This window comes from Caulobacter sp. GW821-FHT11A05 (assembly GCF_058809015.1).
Genome location: NZ_JBXASF010000004.1, coordinates 251,534 through 273,556, shown reverse-complemented (window position 1 = coordinate 273,556; position 22,023 = coordinate 251,534). Strand labels below are relative to the sequence as shown.

Below are 22,023 nucleotides of genomic sequence, written 5' to 3'. Positions count from 1 at the left end.
CTCCAGGTCAGACGAGGTTGGCGCCCAGCACCTTCAAGGCCGGGACAAAGGCGACAGGCCGGCGGTCTGGCAGGGTGACGGTCAGGGCGGCGTCGGTCTGGACGAAGGGGACGGCGTCGGCGCCCAGCAGCTGCACCGCCTCTACCCGCTTGCCGTCCAGGGCCTTGAGCCCCAGCGAACGGATCGCGAGCTTACCGTCGGCCGGCCAGTCGAGAGCGATGGCGTAGAGAGTTCCGGCGCGCGTGGTGAAGCGGATGTCTTCACTCGTCCACGGCCGTGCGTGCTCTTCATTCTGGTTGCCCGATTGCACGTGCGTCGGGCCCTCGCCGAAGCGATGCCAGGGCCGGGAGGCGAAGATGGCCTCGCCGTTGACCGCCACCCAGGCGGCGATGTCCCCCAGGATGGCCCGCTCGTCGGCGTCGATGCTGCCATCGCCCCGCATCGGGATGTTGAGCAGCAGGTTGCCGTTCTTGGCCACCACGTCGCAGAGCCGCTGAACAACGCTGGCGGCCGGAACGTAGTAGTGGTGCGTGAAGCGGGCGCGATTGTAGTGCCAGTCGCCGATGCAGGTGTCGGTCTGCCAGGGCTCGGGCATCAATTCGTCGCTGAAGCCGCGCTCGACGCTCTCGACGACGCCGCGCCGCCGCTCCGGCGGCAGCCGCTTGCCGTTGACCACCGGCAGCTCGCCGCGCCAGGCCAGGCTGGCGTTGTAATAGTAGGCCGTGGCCTCCAGCCCATACTGCTCCAGCGGCAGGCCGTGGTTGTCGAAATAGACCATGTCCGGCCGGTAGAGGTCGACCAGCGCCTTCTGGCGGACAGCCCAGGACTGCACGAAGGCGGGATTGTTCGGCGGCAGGGTCTCCAGCCACTGGCCGTCGCGGGCGTCGTGCCAGGCGTTCATCCCGGCGATCGAGTTCAGGCCGTCGGGCGGCGCGAAGCTCGGACCCGTGTAGAGCTGCTGGGGATCCAGACCTTCCCACCACTTGCCCTTGCCGTCGGCCTTGGTCAGCCGATAGGCGTCGTAGCGCTGGCCCTTCATCGGGCCCTCGGCGTCGTAGCCGTAGGCCGTCTGCCACCAGTGCCAGGCGTGGGCGCCATGGTTGGAGACGCCGAAGCGCAGGCCCCGGGCCCGCACGGCCTTCTCCCAGATTCCGACGATGTCGCGCTTGGGCCCCACCTTCAGGGTGTTCCAGGGGTGGGGCGAGTCGAACATGTCGAGGTTGTCGTGGTGGTTGGCCATCGCCATCACGTAGCGGGCGCCGGCCGCCTGGTAGAGGTCGAGCAGCTCCTCCGGATTCCAGGCCTCCGCCTTCCACTGGTTCATGATCTCCATGAAGCCGACCTTGGAGGGATGGCCGTAGGTCTTGAGGTGATGCTCGTACTGGGCGCTGCCCTGGACGTACATCAGCCGGCCGTACCAGTCGCCGAACTCGGGTTGGCACTGCGGCCCCCAGTGCGCCCAGATGCCGAGCTTGGCGTCGCGGAACCAGTCCGGCGTCCTGTAGCCGGCGATCAGCGAGTCCCAGCTGGCCTCGAACTTCGTCGGCGGCGCACTGGCCGTGGCGCAACCGGCCAGGGCGGGCAGGGCGGCGGCGGCCTGCAGCAGATGGCGGCGAGACAGAGTCATGCGGCAGGCTCCCCATAGACGACGCCCCGACCGTCGGTGGCGACATAGACCCGGCCGAACACGCGCGGATCTCCGGCGATGGCCCGGAACCGGCGGCCCCACTGGTGGGCGGCGTCGTTGACCTGGATCCAGCTCTTGCCGCGGTCATCGGAGCGGAACACCCCCCGCGTCCCGCCGCGCCGGCCGATGGCGAACAGGGCCGGATAGCGGCTGCCGGGCGGGGCCTTGCCGAAGTCCATGAGTTCGACCTCCAGGCCGCCGTCGACCCGCTCGAAGACCATGCCGCCATCGACGGTGTGGTACAGGCCCTGGGCCGAGACGTACCACAGGTCCCCGTCGCGCCCGGGCGTGACCTTCAGCGGGAAGGCCTTCTCGCGCCAGGTCGGCCGGTCGGCGGCCAGGCCGGGCGGCAGCCCTCGGCTGGGCACGGGGGCGAAGCTGCGGGCCCCATCGACGCTGACCCGCCAGGTCCGGGCCTGGAAGTCGAGGGCGTAGAACAAGAGCGGGTCCCTGCGGTCGGCCACCGGCCGCGCCCCGGCCGGCAGGCCCTGGCTCGGCTTCCAGGTCCGGCCCTGGTCGTCGGAATACATCACCTGCGGCGTGCAGAGGACGAAGGTGGCGCCATCGGCCGAGACCAGGATCGGGGCGTCGCGGTAGAGGTCCATGCGCGGATCGTCCTGCGACTGCGCCACGCCGGCCGGCTTGGGCCGGCCCAGGGACTTCCAGCTGCGGCCGAAGTCGTCCGACCAGGCCAGGGTCGCGCCGTCGTGGCCCGCCGAGCCGACGCCCTCGTGCGGCGTGCCGCTGCGCACCACGATGTTGGGTTTCAGTCCGGCGTAGTCGATCTGGTTGGTGTTGGCGAACACCGGGGTGGTGAACTGCAGCTTCGGCGAGACGCTCAGGTCCTCATGGGTGAAGCCGGAGATGTCGCCAAAGCCGGTCAGCAGCGGCGGACCGTCGGGCAGGCTGACCAGGGTGATCACCGCCGTCTGCTCGATGCCTTCGACCCAGGGCTTCCAGTCGGTCGGCTTGCCGCTGTCGGCGGCTGACAGGTTGCGGGTCGCATAGACGGTCGCGCCGGTCGCATAGACGGCATGGTCGGGGTCGAAGGGGTCGATGGCCAGGGCCGCCATCCACCAGCCGAAGTCGGGCCTGGCGTTGCCCCAGTTGAGGAAGGGTGTGGCGCTGACGTCGTGCCGCGCGTGCTCGCGCAGGCTGGTCCAGTGTTGGCCGTCGTCGGTGGTCCGCCACAGGGTGTCGCCCGGCTGCCAGCGGTTGAGGGTCGAGACCACAAGGGTTCCCGGCCGGGTCGGATCGACCGCCACCCCCATGAAGCCGCCCGAGGGCCTGGGCGGGGTGATGTCGCTGAAGCCCTTGCCGTCCAGCCGCCAGACCGCCCCGCCGGTCACGTCATTGGGGCCGATGCCGAGGGTGTAGGTGACATAGAGCACGCCGCGGCCGTCGACGGCCGCCTTGGCCGCCGAGAACTTCGCGTCGGGACCGCCCGCCACCGGCGTCCAGCTCCTGCCCTTGTCGTCCGAGCGGTAGAGGTGGTGCGGCCCCGCGTCGGCGACGCCGACGAAGATCGTCCCCTTGCCGAAGACCACGAAGCTCAAGCCGCCGTTGGTCGGCCCCTCGGCCGGCACGCCCCGGCCGGGCAGGGGGAAGCTGGCGACCTTCTTCCAGGTCTCGCCCTTGTCGAGGCTGCGCTGCAGGCCGTTGTGGCGGGAGGCGAAGTAGAGGGTGTTTGTCGCGTCCGGATCGATGGCCAGCCGCTCGCCCAGGCCCCGGCCATCCTCATTGCCGCCCATCGGGAAGGAGACGGGGATGGTCTTCCAGGTCGTCCCACGATCGGCCGAGCGCAGAATGGCCGCCTCGCCGCGCCGGTGCATGCCGACGGCGGCGTAGACCACCTCCGGGTCGCGCGGGTCGGGGGCGATGCTCTCGATCCCATAGTAGCTGGAGATCGGCTCACCTTCCTGCAGGGGGATCCAGCGGCCCTGGCCGGCGTCCCAGCGATAGGCGCCGCCCATGTCCGAGCGCAGATAGGCCAGGCCCTTCTCGGCCGGGCTGAAGACGATCCCCGGGATGAAGCCGCCGCCGCCGACCTTGACGTCCCGCCAGCGGTAGCCGGCCGTCGTCGCCTGCGCCCACGCGCCCGGGGCCAGCAGGGTGGCGGCCAGGGGCAGGGCGGCGAGGCCCCGGCGGGTCAAGCGCAAGCTCACGTCTCGTTTCCTCCGGTGCGAGGCGGTTGGCCGCCCTTCTGCATCAGTGCGCGACAAAAATGTTAGCGCTACCAATTCAAGTTGACACGTTTGCCATGGGTGGATCAAGTACGCACAGGTAAAACGAGGGCGGGTCTTTAGAACCGGCTCCGGGAGCGGAACGTACAGGCTTTTGCGGACCCCGCTTCCGGCGCGGCGCTTTTCAGCGCCTGCCCATAGCTGTGGTCGCTCCCATGTCCCTGATCCGCCGTCTCGCCCTTTCCGCCAGCCTGGCCGCGCTCGTCGCCGGCTGCGCCACGGCCCAGACGCCGCGGCCCGCCCCGGTCGACTACGTCGCGCCGGCCGCCTCGATCGTCACCGACGCCGCCCGCGCCCATCCGGCCCTCTGGCCCAAAGCCGCCAGCCCGGCGGCGATGAGCGACGCGGCCACCGAGGCCTTCGTCACCGAGCTGATGTCGCGCATGACCCTGGAGGAAAAGGTCGGCCAGACCATCCAGGCCGACATCTCGGCGATCAAGCCGGAAGAGCTGCTGACCTATCCGCTCGGCTCCATCCTGGCCGGCGGCAACTCCTCGCCGGGCGGTAACGAGCGGGCCTCGCCCCAGGCCTGGGTCGACCTGGCCCGGGCCTATCGCGAAGCCAACGCCAAGCGGGGTGGGGCGGCCATCCCGCTGATCTATGGCATCGACGCCGTGCACGGGCACAACAATGTCGTCGGGGCCACCCTCTTCCCGCACAATGTCGGCCTCGGCGCCGCCCGCGACCCGGACCTGATCCGCCGCATCGGCGAGGCGACGGCCATGGAGGTGGCGGTCACCGGCGCCGACTGGACCTTCGGCCCCACCCTGGCCGTGCCGCGCGATGACCGCTGGGGCCGCGCCTACGAGGGCTATGGCGAGAACCCGGAGATCGCCCGCAGCTACGCCGGGCCGATGACGCTCGGCCTGCAGGGCAAACTGACCAAGAACCCGCTGGCCCCCGGCCATATCGCCGGCTCGGCCAAGCACTTCCTGGCCGACGGCGGCACCGACGGCGGCCATGACCAGGGCGACTTCAAGGGCTCCGAGCAGGAGCTGATCGACATCCACCTCTCCGGCTACACCCAGGCGGTCGACGCCGGAGTGCTGTCGATCATGGCCAGCTTCTCCAGCTGGAACGGGGTCAAGCATTCGGGCAACCAGACCATCCTGACGGACGTGCTGCGCGGCCCGCTGGGCTTCGACGGCTTCGTGGTCAGCGACTGGAACGCCCACGGCCAGCTGGCCGGCTGTTCCAACGAAAGCTGCGCCCTGGCCTTCAACGCCGGCATCGACATGTTCATGGCTCCCGACAGCTGGAAGCCGCTGTACGCCAACACCCTGGCCCAGGCCCGCTCGGGCGAGATCCCGGCCGCCCGCCTGGACGAGGCCGTCCGCCGCATCCTGCGCGCCAAGGTCAAGGCCGGCCTGTTCCGCGCCGAACGCCCCGTCGAAGGCAAGTTCGACCAGCTGGGCTCGCCGGCCCACCGCGCCCTGGCCCGCGAAGCGGTGCGCAAGTCCCTCGTCCTCCTGAAGAACGAAGGCTCCGTCCTGCCGATCAAGGCCGGCGCCAAGGTGCTGGTGGCCGGAACCGCCGACGACATCGGCCAGGCCGCGGGCGGCTGGACCCTCACCTGGCAGGGCACCGGCAACAGCAAGGCCGACTTCCCCAATGGCCAGTCGATCTGGGACGGCGTCAACGAGGCGGTCCGGGCCGGCGGCGGCCGGGCGACCCTCAGCCCCGACGGCAGCTTCACCGCCAGGCCCGACGTCGCCATCGTCGTCTTCGGCGAGACCCCCTATGCCGAGTTCCAGGGCGACGTCGACACCCTCGACTTCAAGCCCGAGGAGCCGCTTGCCATCCTCAAGCGCCTCAAGGCGGCGGGCATCCCGACCGTCTCGGTCTTCCTCTCCGGCCGGCCGCTGTGGACCAATCCTGAGATCAACCAGTCCGACGCCTTCGTCGCCGCCTGGCTGCCCGGCAGCGAGGGCGGCGGCATCGCCGACGTGCTGGTCGGCGACGCCAGCGGCAAGGCCCGCCACGACTTCCAGGGCAAACTCAGCTTCTCCTGGCCCAGGAACGCCGCCGGCCAGCCGCTCAACGTCGGCCAGCCCGGCTACGACCCGCAGTTCGCCTACGGCTATGGCCTGCGCTACGCCGCCCCGGCCAAGGTCGGCCTGCTGTCCGAGGACAGCGGCGTCGCCGCCGCCGCCTCGAGCGTCGCCGACTACTTCGTCGACGGCCGCTTCGTGCCGCCCTGGTCGCTGATGCTGCGCGACGCCGGCGGCGAGTTCCGCCTCGGCCAGGAAAACACCGGCCGCTCGCCGCGCGGCGTCGTGGCGGTGCAGGCCGTTGATGGCTCTGCCCAGGAATCGGCCCGGCTGCTGACCTTCGGGCCTGGCGAGGGCCATGCCCTGATCGTCGCCGCGCCCATCGACCTGACCCGCCAGACCAACGGCGAGATGGCCATCAGCTTCCGCTACCGCCTCGACCGCCGTCCGGAAGGGACCGTGCGCCTGACGCTGGGGGGCGGCTCGGTCGACCTGACGGGCCTGCTCAAGGACGCGCCGCTCGGCCAATGGCGCACCTTCAAGGTCCGCCTCTCCTGCCTGCGCGACGCCGGCGCCGACGTCGCGGCCGTCGACCAACCGTTCGGCCTGAAGACGACGGGCCCGCTGACCATCGCCTTCGAAACCGTCCGTCTGGCCTCCAACGAGGGCGACGCGGTCTGTCCCAAGGGGTGAGGGCGCGGGGAGGCTAGAGGCCCGCCGCCAGCGCGATGCGCATCAGTTCCGCCATGTTCCGCGCGCCGGTCTTGGCCATCATGTTGGCGCGGTAGATTTCGACCGTCCGGGCGCTGATCTGCAGCTCGAAGGCGATCACCTTGTTGGCCTTGCCGGCCACCACCCCGGCCAGCACGTCGCGTTCCCGGGGCGAGAGGCCGGCCAGACGGTCGAGGGCCTCCTGCCGCGCCTGGTCGCCGCCCGGAACCGGCCGGCTGATCGCCGAGCGGATGGCGCGGACCAGGACCTCGTCCGAGAAGGGCTTTTCGATGAAGTCGGCGATGCCGGCCTTCATCGCCTCCACGGCCAGGGGAACGTCGCCATGGCCGGTCATGACGATGATCGGCAGGCCGAAGCGCTGCGCCGTCAGATGCCGGGCCAGATCGATCCCGGACATCCCCGGCATGCGGACGTCGGTCAGCACGCAGCCCTCGGCGCCCGCCGGCGGCGCCGACAGGAAGGCGTCCGCCGAGTCATACAGCACGGGCGTGAAGCCGCTCATCTCCAGCATGAAGGCCAGGGAGTCGCGCATGGCTTCGTCGTCGTCGACGACATGCACCGTGGGCCTAGACGTCATGGGCGGCTTCCTGGTCGGCAAGGGGCAGGGTGAAGGCGAAGGTGGCGCCGCCCTTGGGGTTGTCCTCCACCCAGATGCGGCCGCCGTGGGCCTCGACGATGGTGCGGCAGATCGACAGACCGACGCCCATGCCGCTGGCCTTGGTGGTGACAAAGGGCTGGAACAGCCGTTCCCGCACCTCCGGGCTGACGCCCGGACCGGTGTCGGTCACGCAGACCACGACCATCCGGTCCTCCGCCGGCCCGAGCGAAATGGTCAGGTCGCGGCGCTCGCCGCCTTCCATGGCGTCAAGGGCGTTGCGGATCAGGTTGAGGGCCACCTGCTGGACCTGGATCTTGTCGACGATGACCAGGCCGAGGTCGCGGGCGAACTTCAGCGCCACGCGGAAGCCCTTCTGGCGGGCGCCGACCAGGGCCAGGGCGCTGGCCTCCTCCATCAGCCTGGCCGGATCCTCCAGGGTGTGTTCGGTCTCGCCCTTGGCGACGAACTCGCGCAGCCGCTTGATGATGTCGCCGGCCCGCAGGGCCTGGTCGGCGGCGCGGTCGAGCACGTCGCCGAGCCGCACGAGGTCCGGCGCCTCCGCCCGCAGCATGGTCACCGACCCCTTCAGATAGTTGGCGATGGCCGACAGGGGCTGGTTGAGCTCATGGGCAAGGGACGAGGCCATCTCGCCCATGGCGGTGAGGCGGGAGACATGGACCAGTTCCGACTGCAGTTCCTGCAGCCGCCGCTCCTGGTCGCGATGCTCGGTGAGGTCGCGGACGAAGCCGGTGAAGAACCGGTCGTGGCCGACGACCGCCTCGCCGACCGACAGCTCCATCGGGAAGGTCGAGCCGTCCTTGCGCTCGCCGACGACGATGCGGCCGATGCCGATGATCCGCCGCTCGCCGGTGGTCAGGTAGCGCAGCAGGTAGCCATCGTGCTCGGCCCGGTAAGGCGCGGGCATCAGGATGCTGACGTTGCGCCCGACGGCCTCCTGCGGGGACCAGCCGAACAGATCGACTGCGGCGGCGCTGAACGAGCGCATCAGCCCGTGCTCGTCGATGACGATCATCGCCTCGGGGACCGTGGCCAGGATCGATTCCAGGTGGGCCTGCTGGGACAGGCTGGCGCGGGTGCGCTGCCGCAGCCGGTCGCCGCCATAGGCGATCAGCGGTCCCAGAAGCACGAAGGCCGCCGTGCTGATCAGGTTTCCGGGGTCGGAGACCAGGGCGCCGCGCAGGAAGAGGGCGCTGATCCCCAGGCCGAACCCGGTCGCCAGCAGCCCGGGGGCCCAGCCGCCGAAGCCCGAGGCGACCAGCACGGCGGGGACGTAGATGACGAACAGGGTGTGGCCGTCGAGATAGGGGGCCAGCAGGGCGTGGCAGGCGAAGGTCGCCAGCGCGCCCAGGATGGCCGCCGCATAGCCGAACCGCCCGTCGGCGTTGGCCGCGCTCCAGTCCGGCCAGGCTTTGGCTGAGATCACGATTCGTCCCGTCCCGTGCAGGTCTCACCCGCACCCTAACAGGCCTTGGACCGGATGGGATCAGGCCTCGACGAGGCAGGTCAGTCCGGCCCGGTTGCGCACCTCGAAGCGACGGCAGCCGAGGAAGCGGACCAGGCCCTCGCCCTGCAGCTGGGTGACCATCCGCGACACCGTCTCGATGGTCAGGCCGAGATAGTCGGCCATGTCCTGGCGGCCCATCGGCAGCTCGGCCACCTCGCCGCGGAAGCGGTTGGCCATGTCGAGCAGGAAGCTGGCGACCTTTTCGCAGGCCGACTTGCGGCCCAGCAGCATGACATGCTCCTGGGTGCGCTGCAGGGCGCGGGCGGTTTCGCTCCAGATCAGCCGTTCGATCCTGACGCCCTCGTCGCCGTAGTGCTTCAGCGCCGACTTGCGGATGACCAGGATCTCGCAGGTCCCCAGGGCCTCGGCCGAGAACCGGTGGGCCGGGCCGGCCTCCAGGCCGACGAGGTCGCCGGCGTAGTAGAAGTCGCCGATCTGGCGGCGGCCGTCGCTGAGCAGGCGGGTCGTGCGGACCGCGCCGCGGACCACCCGGTAGATCATGTCGGCCTCTTCGTCCTGGGCGTAGATCTCCTCGCCGGGCGCGAAGCTCATCCGCACGCCGACCTGCCCCAGGTCGTCGCAAGGCGGCGGGGCGGCGGCGAGGGTCGGGCTGAAGCTGACGGCGGTCATCGGAAGTCTCCCTTGGCGACGGTCAATCGCTAAGGCCGATGGGGCGCGGCCGAAATTCGTGGCCTGCGCTTAAGGGAGGGCCCCTAAGGGAAACTACCTAGGGGCGAGGAACCCCTCGAGGCCAGATAAAACACGACCGGGGTGGGCGATCCTTGATGTGGATCAAAGCGGGAGTCGCCCAAGTATTGCAATCTATGGTTAGTGCCGCCGGCCGAGCAACTCTCCCCCGACGACTCCGGCCAGCGTAGCGCCCCGGGGAGCCCCCCGCTCCCCGGGGCGATTTTCTTTGCGCCGTCAGGGGGTGATGGCCACCTTGAGGACGCCGTCCCGCTGATTGCCGAACAGCTCGTAGGCGGCCTCGATGTCGTCCAGCCGGAAATGGTGGGTGACCAGGGCGCCCAGATCCACCCGGCCCATGGCGACCACCTCCATCAGCCGGCGCATCCGCTCCTTGCCGCCCGGGCAGAGGCTGGTGACGATGGTGTGGTCGCCCAGCCCGGACAGGAACGGACCGAGCGGCAGGGTCAGGTCCGACGAATAGACGCCGAGGCTGGACAGGGTCCCGCCCGGCCGCAGCACCCGCAGGGCCGCCTCGAAGGTGGCCTGGGTCCCCAGCGCCTCGACCGCCACATCGACGCCGCGCCCCTGGGTGATGGCCATGATCGCCTCGACCGGATCCTGTTCGGCGGCGTTGACCACATGATCGGCGCCCATGGCGCGAGCCACGGCCAGCCGGCCGGGCAGGCGGTCGACGGCGATGATGGTCGAGGCGCCCAGCAGCCTGGCCCCGGCGGTGGCGCAGAGGCCGATCGGTCCTTGGGCGAACACCGCCACGCTGTCGCCGACCTTGACGCCGCCGCGTTCGGCTCCGCTGAAGCCGGTCGACATGATGTCGGGGCACATCAGCACCTGCTCGTCGGTCAGGCCATCGGGGATCGGCGACAGGTTGGTCATGGCGTCCGGGATCAGGACATACTCGGCCTGGCAGCCGTCGATGGTGTTGCCCAGTCGCCAGCCGCCCAGCGGCTTCCAGCCATGCGGCGAGTCCGGGCCGTCCTGGCTGCATCGGCCGCAGAGACAGGCGTTGGAATAGCCGCTGGGGGTGATCGCCCCGGCGATGACCCGCTGGCCCTCGCGGTAGCCGCGCACGGCCGAGCCCAGCTTCTCGATCACCCCGACCGGTTCGTGTCCGACCGTCAGGCCGCGCTCGACGGGATACTCGCCTTTCAGAATATGGACGTCGGTGCCGCAGATGGTGGTGGTGGTGATCCGCAGCAGGGCGTCGAGCGGCCCGACGTCCGGGATCGGCTTGTCGGCGAGCACGATGCGGCCCGGCTCGGCGAAGATGGCGGCCTTCATCATGGGCATTCGGGGACTCCTGTTTGGCCTTGGTCTGAGCCGGTGGGGCGGGCAGCGCATTGACCGGGATCAAGGCCGCCCGGGTTTGACCAGGATCAAGGCGGCCCCGTCGGAACCGGCGCACAAGCGGGACAGGTTTCTTGAAGGGAGCGCGAGGTGAAGGGATTCATCGACGACATCGAGGATCTCGCGGACGCCAACGAGGCCTTCCGCCGGGTCCTCTACACCGGCCGCCACCTGCAGCTGGTGCTGATGCGCCTGCTCCCCGGCGAGGAGATCGGGCTGGAGACTCACCTGGGCCACGACCAGTTCTTCCAGTTCATCGACGGCGAGGGGGCGGTGTTCATCGACGGCGTCCGCACGCCGGTCGAGGAGGACCACGTCGTCCTGGTCCCGGCCGGGGCCCGGCACAACATCGTCAACATCGGCGACGAGCCGCTGAGGTTCTACACCCTCTATGGTCCGCCCGAGCATCGCGACGGCCTGGTCCACGACAGCTTCGCCGACGCCGCCCGCGCGCCCGAACCCTTCGACGGCCGGACCAGCGACTAGGGTTCGGTCTCCAGGCCTGACGATCGAAGCGGGCGACCATTATACCGCCGCCGGCCAGGCCAACAAAAAAGCCGGCGCCGCCGGAAGGCCGCGCAAAGCGGGCCAAACCCCAGGGCCCGTTGGCTTTGGCGTGGGTCCGAGCGGCGCGATCGTGGCCTGGGGCGTAGGTCGGCGGGTTGGTCGAGGCGCGGGGCCTGTTGGTCGAAAGGGCTACGCGGCGGGCAACGCCCGCGGCCGGGCGCCCGTCGAGGGCCGTCGGGACGGGTGAATATGTCTATACATATTGCCCAAAGCCCCGGCCGGCGGGCGTTTTGAGCGGCCGTCAGGCGGTCAGGTTGCGGTACAGCAGCACGCAGCCGCTGACCACGGCGGCCAGGGTGGTCACGGCGGCCGGCAGGCACAGGGCGCAATGGGCCAGCAGACTTGGCGTCGCGCTGCAGAGTTCGGGCGCGCTGGCGGTCAGCAGATCCACCGACAGCCAGAGGGTGGTGGCCGCCACTCCGGACAGACCCGCCGCCAGTTGCAGCAGCTCATCGGTCGAGACGGCCAGGGAAGCGGTCAGGGCGCGCGGCATGGGGGCAATCCTCTTCTTAACCCACCCTCGCGTGTCCGCGCCGTCGGCGCCTTGATCCAGATCAAGGCGGCCCGGGGCCTCAGCGGCGATGAAGCGGCAAGCCTTATTGAGGATCGTCCATGTCCACTGCTCTGTTGGATCGCTATCGGCCGGCGCCGGGCGCCGTGCTCCTGCTGATCCTCACCGTCGTCGGCGGCCTGGTGATGACGCTGGCCGCCGGCCTGACCGACGACCCGCTGTTTCGCCTGCACAGCCTGATCTTCGTCGCCGCCGCCGTGGTCGGCGGCTTCGCCATCACCGCCGGCCTCGGCTCCGAGCTGCTGCGGGACGAGCCGGACCGCTACATGGACGGCGTCATCCGGGCAGGCGTCATCGCCACCATGTTCTGGGGCGCCGTGGGCATGCTGGTCGGGGTGGTCATCGCCGCCCAGCTCAGCTGGCCGACCGTCTTCTACTTCCCCGAGGCCGGCTGGCTGAACTTCGGCCGCCTGCGGCCGCTGCATACCTCCGGCGTGGTCTTCGCCTTTGGCGGCAACGCCCTGATCGCCACCAGCTTCTGGGTGGTCCAGCGCACCTGCCGGGCGCGCCTGGCCGGGGGGATCGCGCCCTGGTTCGTGTTCTGGGGCTACCAGCTGTTCATCGTCCTGGCGGCCACCGGCTACCTGGCCGGCGTCACCCAGTCGCGCGAGTACGCCGAGCCCGAATGGTACGTCGACCTGTGGCTGACCATCGTCTGGGTCGCCTATCTGCTGGTCTTCCTGGGGACGATCTGGAAGCGCAAGGAACCCCACATCTACGTGGCCAACTGGTTCTACCTGGCCTTCATCGTCACCATTGCCCTGCTGCACGTCATCAACAACCTGGCCCTGCCGATCGGGCTCCTGAACAGCCACAGCTATTCGCTGTTCGCCGGGGTGCAGGACGCCCTGACCCAGTGGTGGTACGGCCACAACGCCGTCGGCTTCTTCCTGACCGCTGGCTTCCTGGGGATGATGTACTACTTCGTGCCCAAGCGGGTGGACCGGCCGGTCTACAGCTACCGTCTGTCGATCGTGCACTTCTGGTCGCTGATCTTCATCTACATCTGGGCCGGCCCGCACCACCTGCACTACACGGCCCTGCCGCAGTGGGCCCAGACCCTGGGCATGACCTTCTCGATCATGCTGTGGATGCCCAGCTGGGGCGGCATGATCAACGGGCTGATGACCCTGTCGGGGGCCTGGGACAAGCTGCGCACCGACCCCGTGGTCCGCATGATGGTCGTCGCCATCGCCTTCTATGGCATGAGCACCTTCGAGGGGCCGGTGATGTCGATCCGGGCGGTCAACGCCCTGTCGCACTACACCGACTGGACCGTCGGCCATGTGCATTCGGGCGCGCTCGGCTGGGTCGGCTTCATCAGCTTCGGGGCCATCTACTGCATGGTTCCCTGGCTGTGGAAGAAGGAGCGGCTGTTCTCCAACGCCCTGGTCGAGTGGCACTTCTGGATCGCGACCACCGGCATCCTTCTCTACATCTGCTCGATGTGGGTGTCGGGCATCATGGAAGGCCTGATGTGGCGCGCCTACACGCCGCAGGGCTACCTCGCCTACAGCTTCATCGAGACCGTCTCGGCCAAGCACGTCGAGAACATCATCCGCACGGTGGGCGGCCTGATGTTCCTGAGCGGGACCCTGATCATGATCTACAACCTGTGGCGCACGGTTCGCATGCCGTCCGCCGTCAGCGGCGAGGCGGCGCAGCCCCCGCTCGTCGCCCCCGTGGCCGCGTAGGGGGAGGCCGCCATGAAACTCTGGAAGCAACACGGCAGGTTCGAGCGCCACTCGCTCCTCCTGGTCATCGGCATCCTGGTCGTCGTCTCGATCGGCGGCCTGGTTGAGATCGCCCCGCTGTTCTGGCTGCAGAGCACGGTCGAGAAGGTCGAGGGCGTGCGCCGCTACACCCCGCTGGAGCTGGCCGGCCGCGACGTCTACGTCCGCGAGGGCTGCTACCTCTGCCACAGCCAGATGATCCGTCCGCTGCGCGACGAGGTCGAACGCTACGGCCACTACAGCCTGGCCGCCGAGAGCATGTACGACCATCCCTTCCAGTGGGGGTCCAAGCGCACCGGACCGGACCTGGCCCGGGTCGGCGGCAAGTACAGCGACGCCTGGCACACCGATCACCTGAAGGATCCCCGCTCGGTGGTGCCGGAATCGGTGATGCCGCCCTACGCCTTCCTGGCCGACAAGGACCTGCGCACAGTCGACCTGAGGGCCAAGCTCGCGGCCATGAAGACCCTTGGCGTGCCCTACACGGACGCCGATCTCGACGCCGCCCTGACCGACGTCGAGGCTCAGGCCGACCCCTTCTCGACCGACGCGGTGTCCCTGCGCCAGCGCTACGGGGCCAAGGTGGTCAACCGCGACTTCGACGGCCGGCCCGACCGGCTGACCGAGATGGACGCCCTGGTCGCCTACCTCCAGATGCTCGGCGCCGGCGTCGACTTCTCCACCTACAAGGCCGGCGATCCGGCCAACAAGCGATAGGGCCGCCCGCCATGACCTATGAAACCGTCGCCCGCTTCGCCCAACAGGCCGGGCTGATCTATTTCGGGCTGATCTTCCTGGCCGGCTCGGCCTGGGCCCTGCTGCCCCGCCACCGCGAGACCTATCGCCAGGCCGCCCTCATGCCTCTGCAGGAGAACGACCTGTGAGCGAGCCGCACAAGGACGAAATCTCCGGGGTCGACACCACCGGGCACGAGTGGGACGGCATCCGCGAACTGGACAACCCCCTGCCGCGCTGGTGGCTGTGGGTGTTCTACGCCTCGATCCTGTTCGCCGTCGGCTACTGGCTGGTGATGCCGGCCTGGCCGGGGATCAGCGGCCATACCCGGGGCCTGCTCGGCCAGTCCGACCGGGCCGACGTCAGCCGGGCCCTGAAGGACCTCGACGCCCAGCGGGGCGAGGGGGCCAAGGTGCTGCGGAGCGCCAGCCTGCAACAGATCGAATCCGATCCGCAGCTGCAGGCCTACGCCCTGCAGGTCGGGACCTCGGTGTTCGGCGACAACTGCGCCACCTGCCACGGGGCCGGCGGCGCCGGCGGCAAGGGCTATCCCAACCTGCGCGACGACGTCTGGCTGTGGGGCGGCTCGCTCGACGATATCCACAAGACCCTGGCCGTCGGCGTGCGCTCGGGGCATCCGGACGCACGGGTCTCGCAGATGCCGGCCTTCGGCCGTGATGGCATCCTGGACCAGAAGCAGGTCAGCGACATGACCGAATATGTCGTCGCCCTGTCCGGCCGCCCGGCCGACAAGGCGGCCGTCGCCCGCGCCGCGCCGCTCTATGCCGCGAACTGCGTCGCCTGCCATGGCCCGGCCGGCAAGGGCGACGTCAAGCAGGGCGCGCCCGACCTGACCGACAACGAATGGCTCTATGGCTCCGACCACGGCGCCATCGCCGGCCAGATCGCCAACGGCCGCGGCGGCGTCATGCCCACCTGGCAGGGCCGGCTCAGCCCGGAGACCATCAAGGCCCTGGCCGTCTATATCCACGCCAACGCCGGCGGCCAGGACAGATGACCGTCGTCATCGACCGGACAAGGCGCCCCCCGGGCGCGCCGGTCGGCGCCGGCCCGGTCTCGGTCGCCGCCCACGCCCGCCTGCAGGCGGCCAAGGGCCAGGGCGATCTCTACAAGTCGCGCACCCAGATCTATCCCAAGCGGGTCAACGGCCGCTGGCGGATGGTCAAATGGGTCCTGATGGGCCTGATGCTGGCCGTCTACTACATCACCCCCTGGATCCGCTGGCAGCGGCCGGGCGCCCTGCCCGACCAGGCCGTGCTGGTCGATTTCGACGGCGGCCGGTTCTACTTCTTCTGGATCCAGCTGTGGCCGCAGGAGATCCATTTCATCACCGGCCTCCTGGTGATGGCGGCCCTGGCCCTGTTCTTCGTCACCGCCATCTTCGGCCGGCTGTGGTGCGGCTACGCCTGTCCCCAGACGGTCTGGACCGACCTCTTCCTGATGGTCGAGCGCCGCTTCGAGGGCGACCGCAACGCCCGCATGAAGCTCGACGCCGCCCCCTGGTCGTTCGACAAGGCCTGGCGGAAGGCCGGCAAGCACGCGGTCTGGCTGGGCATCGCCTTTGGCACCGGCGGGGCCTGGATCTTCTACTTCCACGACGCCCCGACCCTGATCACCACCTTCTGGATCGGCCAGGGGGCGCTGACCGCCTACATCTCCTGCGCCCTCCTGACCGCGACCACCTACGTCCTGGCCGGGACCATGCGCGAGCAGGTCTGCACCTACATGTGCCCCTGGCCGCGCATCCAGGGGGCCATGCTCGACAAGCACTCCCTGCAGGTCACCTACCGCTACGACCGGGGCGAGACGCGCGGGCCGCACAAGAAGGGCCAGAGCTGGGAAGGCCGCGGCGACTGCATCGACTGCAACCAGTGCGTCGTGGTCTGCCCGATGGGCATCGACATCCGCGACGGCGCCCAGCTGGAGTGCATCAACTGCGGTCTCTGCGTCGACGCCTGCGACGAGATGATGCTCAAGGTCGGACGGCCCACCGGCCTGATCGCCTATGACACCGACGCTGCCGTCCTCGACCGCGCCCAGGGCCGCAAGCCGCTCTACCGTTTCATCCGGTCACGGACAGTCTTCTACGCCGTGGCCCTGTCGGTGATCTCCGGGCTGATGATCTGGGGCCTCTCCAACCGCAGCCCGATCGAGGCCCACGCCCTGCGCGACCGCAACCCGACCTTCGTGCGGCTGCGCGACGGCTCCGTGCGCGACGGCTACAGCCTGAAGGTCGCCAACCGCGCCTTCGAGGATCGCGACTTCGTCGTCACCGTCAGCGGCATCCCCGGGGCCCGGGTCTGGACGCCCGGCTCGCGCGGCGACGGACCCGTCCGCATCCATGCGCCGGCCAACCAGGTCACCGCCCTGCGGGTCTTCGTCACCGCCCCGCCGGCCGGGCTGAACGCGGCCAGCCAGCCGGTCATCTTCCATATCGCCGGGCCGCAAGCTTCGGTCGAGGTCCGATCCGTCTTCCTTTCAGGAGCCGCCAATGTCGCTGACTGACGCCCCCCGGGGCTTCCGCATCACCGGCTGGCACGTGCTGATCGGCATGGTGCTGTTCTTTGCCATCATCATCGCGGTCGATGTGCTGTTCATGGTCAAGGCCTACCAGAGCTTCTCCGGCCAGATCGTCAAGAACCCCTACGAGGCGGGCCTGGCCTTCAACCAGCAGCTGCTGGACCAGAAGCATCAGGCGGCGCTGGGCTGGCAGGTCGACGCCGGCCTGCAGCCGTCCGGCGACCTGGTCATCGCGGTGCGCGACAAGGCCGGGGCGCCGGTCGCCGGCCTGGCCGCCAGCGCCGTCCTGGCGCGGCCCGCCACCCAGCAGGGCAGCCTGACGCTGTCCTTCCGCGAGGCAGAGCCGGGCGTCTACCGGGCGCGCTCCAACCTCAGTCCCGGGGCCTGGGACCTGACCGCCGTGCTCGAGGGGCCGCGGGGGCCGTTCCGGGCCGAACGCCGGATCATCGCGCCATGACCGCCATCCTCGCCGACGACCTTTCCGCCTTCATCTCCCGCAACGCCCGGGGAGCCGGGCGGCTCGAACTGCTGGTCCGCGGGGCCAGCTGCGGCGCCTGCCTGAGCAAGATCGAGCGGGCCGTGGCCGCCCTGCCGGGCGTCGAGGACAGCCGCTTCAACCTGACCACCGGCAAGCTCACCGTCACCCTGAAGCCGGGGCAGGGCGATCCCGCCGCCGTCCGCAAGGCCGTCGAGGCGCTCGGCTACAAGGCCGGCCTGTTCGACCCGGCCCAGGCCCTTGAGGTCGAGGACAAGGTCGGCCGCGAACTGGCCCTGGCGCTCGGCGTCGCCGCCTTCGGGGCCGGCAATGTGATGATGTTCACCGTCCCGGCCTGGGCCGGGCTGTTCGGCCAGGAGCTGTCGCCGGCCACGCGGGACGTCATGTACTGGCTGGCCGCCCTGGTCGCCGCGCCCTGCGCCCTGTTCGCCGGAATGACCTTCTTCCGCTCGGCCTGGAACTCGCTGCGCCGGGGCAAGGCCAACATGGACGTGCCGATCTCCATCGGCGTGCTGCTGACCTTGGGCGTCAGCTTTTCCGAGACCCTGCAGCACGGGGCCCACGCCTATTTCGACGCCGCCGTCACCCTGCTGTTCCTGCTGCTGATCGGCCGCTACCTCGATCATCGGCTGAGGGCCACCGCCCGCGGCGCGGCCCGCGACCTGTTGGCCCTGCAGGCGCCGGTGGCCATGCGGCTGGACGACGACGGCCGCGAGCGCGGCGTGCCGGTCGGCGAGATCCGGGTCGGCGACTGGCTGGTGGTCGCGGCCGGCGAACGCGTCCCGGTCGACGCGGTCGTCGAGGACGGCGTCTCGACCCTCGACAACGCCCTGATCTCCGGCGAGACGGCGCCGGTCGAAACCCGCCCCGGCCAGGCGGTGCAGGCCGGCGCCCTCAACCTCACCGGCCGGCTGATCCTGCGGACCGTGGCCCGCAGCGAGGACTCCGCCGTCGCCGCCATCGCCCGGCTGATGGAGACCGGAGCCCAGGCCCGCGGCGCCTACGTCCGCCTGGCCGACAAGGCCGCCGCCCTCTATGTGCCCATCGTCCACACCCTGGCGGCCGCTACCTTCCTTGGCGGCTGGGCTCTGGGCCTGGGTCCGCGCGAGGCCCTGCTGCGGGCCGCCGCCGTGCTGATCGTCACATGCCCCTGCGCGCTTGGCCTGGCGGTGCCCGCCGTCCAGGTGGCCGCCTCCGGCCGGCTGTTCCGCAAGGGGGTGCTGGTCAAGTCCGGGGCGGCGCTGGAGCGGCTGGCCGAGGTCGACCATGTGGTGTTCGACAAGACCGGCGTCCTCACCGAAGGCCGCCCGCGTCTGCTCAGCGACAACGCCAGCATCATCAACGCCGCCGCCCCCCTGGCCCGCGCCTCGCGCCATCCCTTCGCCCGCGCCGTCGCCGAGCGGGCCGGAGCAGGCCCCGTCGCCGAAGAGGTCGCCGAGGTCGCCGGCCTGGGCGTCGAGGGCCTCGTCAACGGCCGCCGCGCCCGTCTGGGTCGCGCAGAGTTCGTCGGCGTCACGCCCTCGGCCGGCGCCGAGAGCGAGCTGTGGTTCGGCTTCGAGGGCGAAACCAAGGTGCGGCTGACCTTCTTCGACCCCGTCCGGGCCGACGCCGCCAGGGCCATCACCGAGCTGCGGGCGCTCGGCCTGAGCGTCGAGATCCTGTCGGGCGACCTGGCCGGACCGGTCGGCCGCGTCGCCAAGGCCTGCGGCGTCACTCAGTGGCGGGCCGGGCTGACGCCCTTCGACAAGTCGTCCGCCGTCACCCTGTTGCAGGGGACCGGCCGCAAGGTGCTGATGATCGGCGACGGCCTCAACGACGCCGCCGCCCTGGCCCTGGCCCACGCCTCCATGGCCCCGGGCAGCGCCCTGGACGCCAGCCAGAACGCCGCCGATCTGGTCTTCCTGAACGGCGAGCTGTCCGCCGCCCCGCTGGCCATCCGCATCGCCCGCGCCGCCCGCCGTCGGGCCCTGGAGAACTTCGCCTTCTCGGCCCTCTACAACGCCGTCGCCGCGCCGGCCGCCGTGCTGGGCCTGGTCAACCCCTTCGTCGCCGCCATCGCCATGTCGGGCTCGTCGCTGGTGGTGATGCTCAACGCCCTGCGGATGACGTGGGTCGGGGCTGGGGTCGGGGGCCGCCGATGACCATCCTGCTGGTGCTGGCCCCGATCTCGGTCGGCCTCGCCCTGCTGGGCCTGGGCGCCTTCTGGTGGACCCTGCGGGCCGGCCAGTACGACGACCCGCTCGGCGACGCCGCCCGCATCCTCGACGACCGCTTCGACGCGGCGCCCTAGTACCGGTAGCGCAGGAACACGCCGATGCTGCGCGGGCGGTTGAGGGTCAAGAGGTCCTCTCCCAGGCTGTCGATGTTCGAGATCGACACGAAGTAGGTCTCGTCGAACAGGTTGCGGACGAAGCCGCCCAGCTCGACCTTGCCGTCCGGCGAGGTCCAGCCGCCCTGCGCCCCGACGATCCAGACGGCGTCCTGCGACAGCCGCTCGGCGTTGGAGTTGTCGAAGTAGATCTTCGACGAATAGGCCCCGTCCACCGTCGCCTTCAGTTCCGAGCCGTTGGCCAGGGGCAGGCTGTAGCTGGCGGCGATGTTGAAGGTGACCTTGGGCGATTGCGGCAGGGTGTTGCCGCTGAAGTCGTCGGTCAGGGTGACGTACTCGCCGTACTCGGCCTTCAGCAGCGACAGGCCGGCGTCGACCGTGAAGTTCTCGGTGATGCGGGCCGTGGCCTCGACCTCGGCGCCGTAGACCTCGGAGTTGGCGGCATTGTCGAGCACCAGCACGGTCAGGCCGTTGCGCAGCGCCTGGGCGAAGACCTGCTGGTCCTGGTAGTCGTAGTAGAAGGCCGAGGCGTTGAGGCGGACGCGGTTGTCGAACAGCTGCGACTTCACTCCGACCTCGAAGGCGTCGAGCTGCTCGTTGTCGTAGGGCTCCATTTCCTCGGCCGTGGTGGCCAGGCCGCCGAAGAAGCCGCCGCTCTTGAAGCCGCGATTGTAGGTCGCATAGAGGTTCAGGTCGTCGCTGACCTCGTAGCGCAGGCCGAGGCGCCCGGACCAGGCCGAGAAGGTCTTCTCCTGCTCGAAGTCCAGCAGCACGAACAGCCCGCCCTCGGCCTGGCTGCGGTAGTCCATCGACTTCTCGTCGGCCGAGTAGCGCAGGCCGGCGGTGGCGATCAGCTTGTCGGTGATGCGGTAGTCGGCCTGGCCGAACAGGGCGTAGCTGCGGGTGTCCTGGGTGTAGGGGTAGCTGAAGGCGGCGACGCTGTCGGCCAGGCTGTAGCCGTCCGGGAACAGCGGGCGCAGGTCGCGCAGCACGTCCTGCGTCGAGGCGTCCTTGACCGTCTCGTCCATGAAATAGGCGCCGACCACCCAGTCGAAGCGATTGTCGTCGCCGTTCGACTGCAGCCTCAGTTCCTGGGTGAATTGCTGCTGGCGGGCCAGGTAGTTGATCTCCAGCATCTGGAAGGGGTTGGCGTCGGTGTTCTCGAAGGCGTTGCGGTGGGCCCAGGAATAAGCGGTCACCGAGACCAGCGAGACGGGGCCGAGGTCCCAGGTCACCTGGGCCGACAGGCCGAACAGGTCGATCTTGTCCTTGCCCTCGGCGTTGGCGTCCAGGGCGCGGTCGTTGTGGTCGAGGTCGACATAGCCGAACAGGTCGCCGCACAGGCCGCTGGTGTAGTAGGCCGGGGCGCAGAGGCCGTCCGGGCCGGCGGCGCTGGGGTCGAAGGCGAAGGTGCCGCGGTGCTGCGGCTGGGTGGCGTCGCCGCGGTTGACGAAGCGGTTGAGCTGGAACAGCGCCTCGATGTCCGGCGTCGGGGTGTAGAGCGCCGACAGCCGGATGGCCCAGTAGTCGGTGGCGTTGACGTCGTTGCCGGTCACCCGGTTGTAGGTATGGCCGTCGTCCTTGACGTACTGGGCGGCGGCGCGGACGGCCAGGACATTGTCGATGACCGGACCGCCGACGGCGCCGTTCAGGGTCACGGCGTTGTAGGTGGCGTATTCGGCGCCGGCCTCGGCGGTGAAGTCCTGGGTCGGGCGCCGGGTGGTGATGTTCACCGCCCCGCCGTTGGTGTTGCGGCCGTACAGCGTGCCCTGGGGCCCACGCAGGATCTCGATCTGGCCGATGTCGAAGAAGCCGGCCATCTGGGCCAGCGGCGAGCCGACGTAGACGCCGTCGACATAGATGCCGACGCCGCTGGAGGAGTTGGGGTTGAAGTCGCTGAGGCCGACGCCGCGGATGAAAATCTTCGGGTTGGCGGCCGCGTCGCCGCTGCTGACCCGCAGGCCGGGGGCCAGGTTGTTCAGGCCGATGACGTTGGTGACGCCGCGGTCTTCCAGCGCCTGGGCGGAGAAGGCCGTCACCGAGACCGGCACGTCCTGCAGGTTTTCGGACCGCTTCTGGGCGGTGACGACGATTTCCTCGACGGCGACCGTGTCGTCCGTCTCCTGCGCCAGGGCCTGACCCGCCGAAAGCGCCAGGACCGCACAGCTCAGCAGCAGCGATTTTCTCATGACCATCCCCTTCGTGTCGGCATTGCGACAG

At 70.0% G+C, this 22,023-nt stretch carries 18 protein-coding genes; 10 read left to right on the top strand and 8 right to left on the bottom strand.

Annotated features, from left to right (window positions below):
• Nucleotides 1–7: 7 nt before the first annotated feature.
• Nucleotides 8–1,627 carry an alpha-L-fucosidase gene (locus tag AC1RSK_RS08820; protein WP_492907124.1) on the bottom strand — a complete coding sequence of 540 codons (1,620 nt, stop codon included), beginning with the start codon at nt 1,625–1,627 and terminating at the stop codon, nt 8–10.
• Nucleotides 1,624–3,852, bottom strand: coding sequence for a WD40/YVTN/BNR-like repeat-containing protein (locus AC1RSK_RS08815; protein WP_492907123.1), 2,229 nt, complete (start codon nt 3,850–3,852; stop codon nt 1,624–1,626). The genes AC1RSK_RS08820 and AC1RSK_RS08815 overlap by 4 nt, the downstream gene beginning before the upstream one ends.
• A gap of 233 nt (nt 3,853–4,085) precedes the next feature.
• Here AC1RSK_RS08815 and AC1RSK_RS08810 point away from each other — a divergent pair, with 233 nt between their 5' ends.
• Nucleotides 4,086–6,614: a glycoside hydrolase family 3 protein gene (locus tag AC1RSK_RS08810; RefSeq protein ID WP_492907122.1), complete on the top strand. Its 2,529-nt coding sequence runs from the start codon at nt 4,086–4,088 to the stop codon at nt 6,612–6,614.
• Nucleotides 6,615–6,627: 13 nt separating this feature from the next.
• Here AC1RSK_RS08810 and fixJ read toward each other — a convergent pair whose 3' ends face one another.
• The 4 genes from fixJ to AC1RSK_RS08790 all read right to left on the bottom strand — a co-directional run bounded on the left by fixJ (nt 6,628) and on the right by AC1RSK_RS08790 (nt 10,774).
• Nucleotides 6,628–7,230, bottom strand: a complete 603-nt coding sequence (gene fixJ, locus AC1RSK_RS08805) for a response regulator FixJ (protein ID WP_492907121.1) — start codon at nt 7,228–7,230, stop codon at nt 6,628–6,630.
• Nucleotides 7,220–8,695: a PAS domain S-box protein gene (locus AC1RSK_RS08800; protein WP_492907120.1), complete on the bottom strand. Its 1,476-nt coding sequence runs from the start codon at nt 8,693–8,695 to the stop codon at nt 7,220–7,222. Before AC1RSK_RS08800 ends, fixJ begins: the two co-directional genes overlap by 11 nt.
• A gap of 60 nt (nt 8,696–8,755) precedes the next feature.
• A complete protein-coding gene (locus AC1RSK_RS08795; RefSeq protein ID WP_492907119.1) occupies nt 8,756–9,406 on the bottom strand; it encodes a helix-turn-helix domain-containing protein in 651 nt (216 codons plus the stop codon).
• Between the two features lie 294 nt (nt 9,407–9,700).
• Complete coding sequence (locus tag AC1RSK_RS08790) at nt 9,701–10,774, bottom strand: NAD(P)-dependent alcohol dehydrogenase (protein ID WP_492907118.1); 1,074 nt, start codon at nt 10,772–10,774, stop codon at nt 9,701–9,703.
• A 147-nt stretch (nt 10,775–10,921) separates the two neighbouring features.
• Between AC1RSK_RS08790 and AC1RSK_RS08785 the strand changes: the two genes are divergently transcribed.
• Nucleotides 10,922–11,317: a cupin domain-containing protein gene (locus AC1RSK_RS08785; RefSeq protein ID WP_492907117.1), complete on the top strand. Its 396-nt coding sequence runs from the start codon at nt 10,922–10,924 to the stop codon at nt 11,315–11,317.
• A gap of 322 nt (nt 11,318–11,639) precedes the next feature.
• Here AC1RSK_RS08785 and AC1RSK_RS08780 read toward each other — a convergent pair whose 3' ends face one another.
• Nucleotides 11,640–11,891 carry a hypothetical protein gene (locus AC1RSK_RS08780; protein ID WP_492907116.1) on the bottom strand — a complete coding sequence of 84 codons (252 nt, stop codon included), beginning with the start codon at nt 11,889–11,891 and terminating at the stop codon, nt 11,640–11,642.
• Nucleotides 11,892–12,010: 119 nt separating this feature from the next.
• Here AC1RSK_RS08780 and ccoN point away from each other — a divergent pair, with 119 nt between their 5' ends.
• The 8 genes from ccoN to ccoS are packed head-to-tail and all read left to right on the top strand — an operon-like array spanning nt 12,011 to nt 19,764.
• Nucleotides 12,011–13,663 (top strand): cytochrome-c oxidase, cbb3-type subunit I, encoded by a 1,653-nt coding sequence (gene ccoN / locus AC1RSK_RS08775; RefSeq protein ID WP_492907115.1) that lies wholly within the window; start codon nt 12,011–12,013, stop codon nt 13,661–13,663.
• 12 nt (nt 13,664–13,675) lie between these two features.
• On the top strand, nt 13,676–14,419 hold the full coding sequence (gene ccoO / locus AC1RSK_RS08770; RefSeq protein WP_492907114.1) for a cytochrome-c oxidase, cbb3-type subunit II: 744 nt from the start codon (nt 13,676–13,678) through the stop codon (nt 14,417–14,419).
• A gap of 11 nt (nt 14,420–14,430) precedes the next feature.
• Nucleotides 14,431–14,586: a cbb3-type cytochrome c oxidase subunit 3 gene (locus AC1RSK_RS08765; protein ID WP_492907113.1), complete on the top strand. Its 156-nt coding sequence runs from the start codon at nt 14,431–14,433 to the stop codon at nt 14,584–14,586.
• The gene (gene ccoP / locus AC1RSK_RS08760; RefSeq protein WP_492907112.1) at nt 14,583–15,455 is read left to right on the top strand and encodes a cytochrome-c oxidase, cbb3-type subunit III; all 873 of its coding nucleotides are present in this window, start codon (nt 14,583–14,585) and stop codon (nt 15,453–15,455) included. Before AC1RSK_RS08765 ends, ccoP begins: the two co-directional genes overlap by 4 nt.
• Nucleotides 15,452–16,963, top strand: coding sequence for a cytochrome c oxidase accessory protein CcoG (ccoG, locus tag AC1RSK_RS08755; RefSeq protein WP_492907111.1), 1,512 nt, complete (start codon nt 15,452–15,454; stop codon nt 16,961–16,963). Before ccoP ends, ccoG begins: the two co-directional genes overlap by 4 nt.
• Entirely contained in the window at nt 16,950–17,435 is a 486-nt protein-coding gene (locus AC1RSK_RS08750; RefSeq protein WP_492907110.1) for a FixH family protein, read from the top strand. Before ccoG ends, AC1RSK_RS08750 begins: the two co-directional genes overlap by 14 nt.
• Nucleotides 17,432–19,615, top strand: a complete 2,184-nt coding sequence (locus tag AC1RSK_RS08745; RefSeq protein ID WP_492907109.1) for a heavy metal translocating P-type ATPase — start codon at nt 17,432–17,434, stop codon at nt 19,613–19,615. The genes AC1RSK_RS08750 and AC1RSK_RS08745 overlap by 4 nt, the downstream gene beginning before the upstream one ends.
• Nucleotides 19,612–19,764, top strand: coding sequence for a cbb3-type cytochrome oxidase assembly protein CcoS (gene ccoS / locus AC1RSK_RS08740; protein ID WP_492907108.1), 153 nt, complete (start codon nt 19,612–19,614; stop codon nt 19,762–19,764). The genes AC1RSK_RS08745 and ccoS overlap by 4 nt, the downstream gene beginning before the upstream one ends.
• Here the strand turns inward: ccoS and AC1RSK_RS08735 are convergent.
• Nucleotides 19,761–21,992, bottom strand: a complete 2,232-nt coding sequence (locus tag AC1RSK_RS08735; RefSeq protein WP_492907107.1) for a TonB-dependent receptor — start codon at nt 21,990–21,992, stop codon at nt 19,761–19,763. The two genes, ccoS and AC1RSK_RS08735, sit on opposite strands and share 4 nt — an antisense overlap.
• Between the last annotated feature and the right edge of the window lie 31 nt (nt 21,993–22,023).